This window comes from Pseudomonas sp. RL_5y_Pfl2_73 (assembly GCF_963970515.1).
Taxonomy (GTDB): Bacteria; Pseudomonadota; Gammaproteobacteria; order Pseudomonadales; family Pseudomonadaceae; genus Aquipseudomonas.
Map to the genome: position 1 here is coordinate 1 of NZ_CAXAPD010000061.1, position 6,460 is coordinate 6,460.

9 protein-coding genes and 1 pseudogene are annotated in these 6,460 nt (G+C 49.7%); 2 read left to right on the forward strand and 8 right to left on the reverse strand.

Annotated features, from left to right (window positions below; translation table 11 throughout):
- From AACY42_RS27715 to AACY42_RS27730, 3 genes are all read right to left on the reverse strand, one after another.
- Window positions 1–234 (reverse strand): hypothetical protein (locus tag AACY42_RS27715; RefSeq protein WP_445261763.1); only part of this gene is annotated, 234 nt, incomplete at its 3' end.
- Window positions 235–542: 308 nt separating this feature from the next.
- The gene (locus tag AACY42_RS27725) at window positions 543–815 is read right to left on the reverse strand and encodes a PAAR domain-containing protein (RefSeq protein WP_339483678.1); all 273 of its coding nucleotides are present in this window, start codon (window positions 813–815) and stop codon (window positions 543–545) included.
- 141 nt (window positions 816–956) lie between these two features.
- Window positions 957–1,379 (reverse strand): hypothetical protein, encoded by a 423-nt coding sequence (locus tag AACY42_RS27730; RefSeq protein WP_339483680.1) that lies wholly within the window; start codon window positions 1,377–1,379, stop codon window positions 957–959.
- Window positions 1,380–1,603: 224 nt separating this feature from the next.
- On the opposite strand from AACY42_RS27730, the pseudogene AACY42_RS27735 reads away from it, so the two are divergent.
- Window positions 1,604–1,747 (forward strand): annotated as a pseudogene (locus AACY42_RS27735) (IS5/IS1182 family transposase); the annotation flags it as partial.
- Between the two features lie 317 nt (window positions 1,748–2,064).
- On the opposite strand, the gene AACY42_RS28880 reads toward AACY42_RS27735, so the two are convergent.
- The 3 genes from AACY42_RS28880 to AACY42_RS27750 all read right to left on the reverse strand — a co-directional run bounded on the left by AACY42_RS28880 (window position 2,065) and on the right by AACY42_RS27750 (window position 3,771).
- Window positions 2,065–2,409, reverse strand: a complete 345-nt coding sequence (locus tag AACY42_RS28880; protein WP_445261764.1) for an Imm15 family immunity protein — start codon at window positions 2,407–2,409, stop codon at window positions 2,065–2,067.
- Window positions 2,410–3,080: 671 nt separating this feature from the next.
- Entirely contained in the window at window positions 3,081–3,344 is a 264-nt protein-coding gene (locus AACY42_RS27745) for a PAAR domain-containing protein (protein ID WP_339483681.1), read from the reverse strand.
- Between the two features lie 43 nt (window positions 3,345–3,387).
- Complete coding sequence (locus AACY42_RS27750) at window positions 3,388–3,771, reverse strand: hypothetical protein (protein WP_339483682.1); 384 nt, start codon at window positions 3,769–3,771, stop codon at window positions 3,388–3,390.
- Window positions 3,772–4,238: 467 nt separating this feature from the next.
- Here AACY42_RS27750 and AACY42_RS27755 point away from each other — a divergent pair, with 467 nt between their 5' ends.
- The gene (locus AACY42_RS27755) at window positions 4,239–5,219 is read left to right on the forward strand and encodes an IS5 family transposase (protein ID WP_339483683.1); all 981 of its coding nucleotides are present in this window, start codon (window positions 4,239–4,241) and stop codon (window positions 5,217–5,219) included.
- 328 nt (window positions 5,220–5,547) lie between these two features.
- Here AACY42_RS27755 and AACY42_RS27760 read toward each other — a convergent pair whose 3' ends face one another.
- Together AACY42_RS27760 and AACY42_RS27765 are read right to left on the reverse strand one after the other, a co-directional pair.
- On the reverse strand, window positions 5,548–5,808 hold the full coding sequence (locus tag AACY42_RS27760; RefSeq protein WP_339483684.1) for a hypothetical protein: 261 nt from the start codon (window positions 5,806–5,808) through the stop codon (window positions 5,548–5,550).
- Window positions 5,805–6,460: RHS repeat-associated core domain-containing protein (locus tag AACY42_RS27765; protein ID WP_339483685.1), on the reverse strand; the 656-nt coding region annotated here is incomplete at its 5' end. The genes AACY42_RS27765 and AACY42_RS27760, both read right to left, overlap by 4 nt.

The window sequence follows — 6,460 nt, forward strand, 5'->3', positions numbered from 1 at the left end:
GTCGAGGCTGGTGCCGTTGGCGTCCAGGCGTTGCTGGATCAGCCCGACTTCGTTGTAGTGCCAGGTGGTGCGTTGGCGCAGGGCATCGGTATGGGTGAGCAGGCGACCTTCGGCGTCGCGCTCGAAGAGTTCGTCGGTTTTGTCTGGGTGGATCAGTCGCACCAGTTGCCCGGCGCGGTATTCGTAGGCAGTAGTGTTCCCTTCGGCATCGGTAAAGCTGGTTAGCTGCCCCAAAGAATCGTACTGCCACTGGCTGACTTTGCCTGAGCAGTCGGTGTAGCGGATCAGTTGGACATCGGCGTTGTAGGCCAGTTGCTTGCTGCCGTCGTTGGCATCGGTAATGACTACGGGGAGGTTGTCGCTGTTGTAGGTGTACTGGGTGGTGCTCTCCAGCGGATCGATGGTTTCGATGATGTTGCCGCGTTGATCGTAGTCGTACTTCCACAGGCCGCCTTCGGCGTCGCGGGTTTGAAGTTGGCATAGGCATTGGCGCGATCAAGCCAATGCCGGTGTTGTCCGGTTGTTAAAGAGCGGGGTGCCTGTCAGCGATGTACGGCACCGCGGGAGCCGCTGGCGATCAGCGTCGCGCCGCAGCTGGTTTTCATGCCATCCAATGCCACGGGAATGCCGTTGACGGAATAGGTGCTGCTGCCTTCGGCGATCGAGAAGGGGCCTTTACATAAGGGGCATATCACCATGTGGCCTTTGCCGGCCATGGGCTGGCCGTTGAGGTTGGTGTGGGGGATGGACTCAGTGACAACGCCAGCGTCGTCGGTGGTGTCGGTGGTGTCGCCGAGGCGAACTATCGTTTTCATTTCGCTATGTTCACTCTGGTTGTCGAGTAATGTAACTCATAGTCATGAAGTGCTTTTTTGTGAGATTTACCAAGAGTGGTTTTTTTGGAATATGATCTGTTTGCCATGTGCCTTTTTTGTCATTGTGTTTTGGTGGGTAAACTAGCTTAATTGTTTGTTGGGTAATGGTAATGGGGTGTTGTTCTTTTCCAATATGGCCAATGCTCGTTCTAGGAACTGAATAGGCAGGTTTGTTTTTTCTTCATACAGATCCACGATTCCTATCTCCACTACGTTGTCAACAAGAGAGGTGAAATCGGTGGATTTTTTCTGTATTAACATGTCTTCTAGGTCTGTTGGTATGTCATCTCCTCTTCCATTCAGTGCCAATAAAGCGCCTTTGCTGTCCCATTCAGGTAGGTTTTTACTTGAGTGCATCATCCCAAGATGATTGAGTAGCTCGAAAATGGCAGGGTGCGACAGTTCTTTTTGTTCGCAATATGCTTTGAGGCATAGAGATCCGTACAGCTGGATGTCTTGGGTGGGGAGGTTTTTGAATTTCAATAGTATCTTTGACTTGTCCATTTTTGTTGCATCTCTCTAATAGGTTCATGTCAAATTTCTTCAAAAGTGGATTGCAAACCGAACATGGAGGTTTGCTGGTTCCGTGAATGCCGCTGCTGCTTTTTTTTTCACGCACATTTGCTACTGAAATTGTGGCTTCCTTCAAGTCTATTCCTTTGTTTTTTGCTCGGGAGATTGCATTTACTTCCGCACACTGGGCAGAAAATTCGTTGGGAGATATTCCGATCAAGCGCCAGTTTGGCTATGAAAAAGTGCGTTTTCGGGGGCTGCCCAAGAACACCGCGCAAATGGTGACGTTGTTCGCCCTGTCAAACCTGTGGATGGCGCGTCGACATTTATTGGCGGGCACAGGAGAGGTGCGCGTGTAATACAGCAAATGGGCGCTGCGAAGCGCCTTGCTGCGCCCGGAAGGGCTGAAAAATGAAGAAAATTGATCAAATTTCGACGCGGGTCGTTTTTTGAAAAGTACTGACGGCTCGATAGCCGGAAAACATCCGTCTATTTCAGACCATCCTTAGGGATGGCATATATCCTTACGATATCCTCATTGCAAGCTTGGTCAAAAAACCTACTTTCATAAAATATGAAGCTGTCTTTAAAGTTGCATGTTGAGAAGTGCTCTTGAATTGTTGTGAGTTCGATAGATTTTTTGTTGGGGTGGTTTTGCTTTAAGTGCTTTTTTAAGTCATTGGCTTCGTTTTGATTTGGATGAATGAATATGTTTGGAATGATGCATTGATTTTTTGCAGGTGTCGCCAAAGTCTGTGAACGTTATTGCGATGAATAGCTCGTTTTTTTTTATGTTTCTTGTTCGCGATAAAGTATTTATTGTGTTTAGCAGGAATACGGAAAGTCCGATCAGGAAATCTAGAATATTGTTTTTTCCCAGTGACTCTGAAAGCAGGTCTGCTCTGCTGAGCCTTGATGTGAGTGGGATTTCTTCAAAACTATCGTGGCTCTCAAAAAATATATCCAAATCGTTATATGGCTCTTGGTTGATTATGGAGTTATATAAGTCTGTAAATTTCATTTTTTCGGTATTCCCCAGCCGTGATTGTTTAGCCTGTCGATTGTTTTATTGGAAGAGGTTACATCGCCCTTGCCTTTGTCATGAACTGTTCCATCAAGATTGTAGCCTGACCCGCACTCGCAATGTGCATGCCACTGACTGTTGGGTACGCTCTGTTTCGGTGCGTCAATTCGTACAATCTCAGGCGGTGCTTGATCTCTTTTAACTTTGGTTTGAGCTTGCTTTGGGGTTCCGCCTGATCCGCCTTTCTTTTTGGCGAGGCCAAACGCGGTTCCTGCAGGTAACGCAGGTATTGATGCTCACGAGTGTTGTTGCCTGCGGGGTTCGTAGAACCATTGCAGTTTGCAGGCGACGTACTCGGCGAGCAGCAGATTACCGTTGCCGTCATAGGCGAAGGTTTCGGTCTGCCATTCCAGGCCTTCCTTGTGCCCGGCATGGCGGGCGATCAGGCGGCCGAGTGGGTCGTACTCAAATGTGGTAACGCGGTCATCATCAAGGCGGCGAGTCGGTTGGTTGCTGCCGTGGTCGTAGAGATAGTGGGTGGTCTGTTGGTCGAAGCCAGTTTCCTTGAGCAGGCGACCTTCGGCGTCGCGGGTTTGACGCAGGCATGGGCATTGGTGCGATCAAGCCAATGCCGGTGTTGTCCGGTTGTTAAAGAGCGGGGTTGCCGGTCAGCGGTGAACGGAGCCGCGGGAGTCGCTGGCGATCAGGGTGGCGCCGCAGGTGGTCTTCATGCCATCCAATGCCATGGGAATGCCGTTGACGGAATAGGTGCTGCTGCCTTCGGCGATCGGGAAGGGGCCCTTGCATAAGGGGCACATCACCATGTGGCCTTTGCCAGCCATCGGTTTACCGTTGAGGTTGGTGTGGGGGATGGATTCGATTACCAAACCGCCGTGGTCGGTTACGTCGTTGAGTCGAACAATGTTTTTCATATTGATAACACCTGTAGTCGGCTGTTAATGAAATTTAATTCACTCAATAATAGAGCTTTGGAGTGAGGCGTCTCCTTTGATCTTCTAGTTTTATTGTGATGGCTGCTATCTCATTTTTGTATTGACCAAGGCTGATGCTTTCAAGTGAGAGGTTTTTTGCCCCCCACGGCTTGAGAATCATTTTTTCCACATTTTCAATGACAAAAAAAGCTGCCAGATCGCCGTCAAAATTTTCAACTCCAATCGGTAGACATGAGCTTCGAATATTGTTTTCTAGAAGAGCTGTAAATTCATTTTCTACATTGTCTGAATTGCAAGCTGTTAACTTGTATTTGTTTAGACGGGTGGTCAGGTCTTCAAGTGCGCAAATAAGTGTATTTGTCAAAATTATTTGATAGAGGTCACCAATAGTGGTTGAGGTGAACACGAATTGACATCTAGAAAATATATACTTTCTGTCGTTTGAAAGGAATGTGTCTAGTTTCACAAATGAGGCTGTCATTTTTTCTTAACTCCGCAAATGCAGTCTTTTTTCATAACGTTCAATCTCCTTTCAACTTCAGGTGGGAGTGGAACGCCCCGCCCTTGCGATGAGTCTCCATTCCAGTGAACGTTACCATCATTGCTATTTCCGAATCGGTGAACAACGCCATTGTCATCCATGGCATACCAGTGCTTTCCATCTGCATCAGGTATTGCGCGCTTGTAAAGCTGCTCTGCATTATTTGGTATCACTGATGTTTTGGATCCGCCGCCTCGGAAATTTCCTGATGAAAGGTCGTGGTGACCGGGATTTTGATACTTGGGCTTTGGTCCGTGATATACACCTTGGGAATCTCCGAACAAGTCTTCAACTGTGCTGAAATACGCCTGACAACCTGATCTGAGCTGGCCATGAGCCAGATGAGCTTTTCCGATTTCGAATACGCCGGAAAACGTAAGCAAACACGCCGCGAACGCTTCCTCGCCGAGATGGATCAGGTCGTGCCCTGGACAGGCCTGCTGGGGCTGATCGAGCCGTTCTACCCCAAGGCCGGCGGTGGCCGTAAACCGTATCCGCTGGAAACCATATTGCGCATCCATCTGTTGCAGAACTGGTTCTCCCTGAGCGATCCGGCCATGGAAGAAACGCTCTACGAAATCACGCCCATGCGCCAATTCGCACGCCTGACGTTGAGCGCGCCGATCCTGGAAGACACTACGATCATGAACTTCCGGCACTTGCTGGAGAAGCATCAACTCGCACCTGCGATCCTCGCGGTCATCAACGGTTATTTACAAGAAAAAGGCCTGTCGCTGCGCCAAGGCACTATCGTCGATGCCACCATTATTCATGCCCCCAGTTCCACCAAGAACGAGGAAGGCAAGCGCGATCCCGAGATGCATCAGACCAAGAAAGGTAATCAGTATTTCTTCGGGATGAAGGCCCATATTGGCGCCGATGCAGAGTCGGGATTGGTTCATCACGTCCATGGCACGGCCGCCAATGTGGCCGATGTCACACAGGTCGCCGAGCTACTGCATGGCGAAGAAAACGCGGTGTATGCGGACGCTGGATACACCGGTGTCGAGAAGCGTAAAGAGCATGAAAATCGTGAAGTGATCTGGCAAATCGCAGCTCGCCGCAGCACCTATTCCAAGTTGAATAAACGCAGCCTGCTGTACAAAGCCAAGCGCAAGATCGAGTACTGCAAAGCTCAGACACGGGCCAAGGTTGAGCATCCGTTTCGGGTGATCAAGCGGCAGTTTGGTTACGTTAAAGTGCGTTTTCGTGGACTGATGAAAAACACAGCTCAGTTGACCACGCTGTTCGCCCTGTCAAACCTGTGGATGGCTCGAAAACAGCTGATGGGTATGGGCGAGTTGCGTGCTTAACACGGAAGACCAAACGAAATAGCCCTCAATACACGAAGCATCGGTCGTTTTTTGGCAAATAGCGGTGCGTCCCGAGGAAATTTCGACTTACCACCGCCATGCGGCAAGTTGATCGGAGCATCCTTAACGCGATCAAGCCAATGTCGATGATGTCCAGTTGTTAAAGAGCAGTGCGTCGGATGTACGGTACAGTGAAAGTTACTGCGATCAGGGTTGCGCCGCAGGCGATCCTGATGCCATCAACTTCCACTGGAAGTTGAGTCCGAAGTACGTGATGGACTCGATCACCGAGCTGCTTTTGTCTGTGGTGTCCTGCGAATAGCAGGCATCAATTAGACGTGGTCATTACTACATCTTTATTCAAAATAATAATGTCTACGTGCTTGTCATATGAGAAATTGCTTGCTACATCCTGAAGGTGCAGGTGCTCAAGTTTGTTTTCTTTCATTTCTTTGGCTGCGTTAATAAAAAAAAATCCGATCAATTCGAGTGTGTTGGCATCAGCTACAATTGATATCTCATCAAGTTTTAGCTCATGGCTGGAATTGATGGCAGTTCCGTGAATGGTGAAGGCGTTTAGCTTTTTCATACATCAAAACCTTTATCTCTCAAAAATTCTTTTTCAGTGCGAGTTAGGCCCGAGATGTCTCCGCGAGATCCATGGCTTTGGGTGCCATCTTGGTTTATGACGATTTCTTTGCGTCTAGATTTGCACTCGCAGTGAGCATGGGGTTGTTGATTTGTGTTCTCTACGTGAGGGGGATCAATGCGAATTCTGCCATTTCCTACGGGTTGCCAGCGTCCAGATTTAGCCAGCCCAAACGGATCAACCCACTCAACTGGATTCGGTCCATACGCATAGACATTCAGCCCACCCGCAAACCCAATCGGATCCTTGCCAATGAACCGCCCCACCTGTGGATCATAGTACCGATAGCGGTTGTAGTGCAGCCCGGTTTCCACATCGTAGTACTGCCCCTGAAAGCGCAACGGATTGCGGATGTCGGTACGTTTGGCGGTCTCGCTACGCTGCTCCTTGGCTAGCCCCCAAGCTTTGTAGACCCCGGTCCAGGCGATATCGCCGTGTTCGTCCGTCAGCTCCATCGGCGTGCCGAGGTGGTCGCATTGGTACCAGGCCACGGTGCTGAAGGTCACAGGTGTGGGCTTGTGCTGCCACACCGGATCGCGGTCGATGTCGTAAGCGCCCTCATAGACCGGCTCGGGCACCAGTTGGATACTGC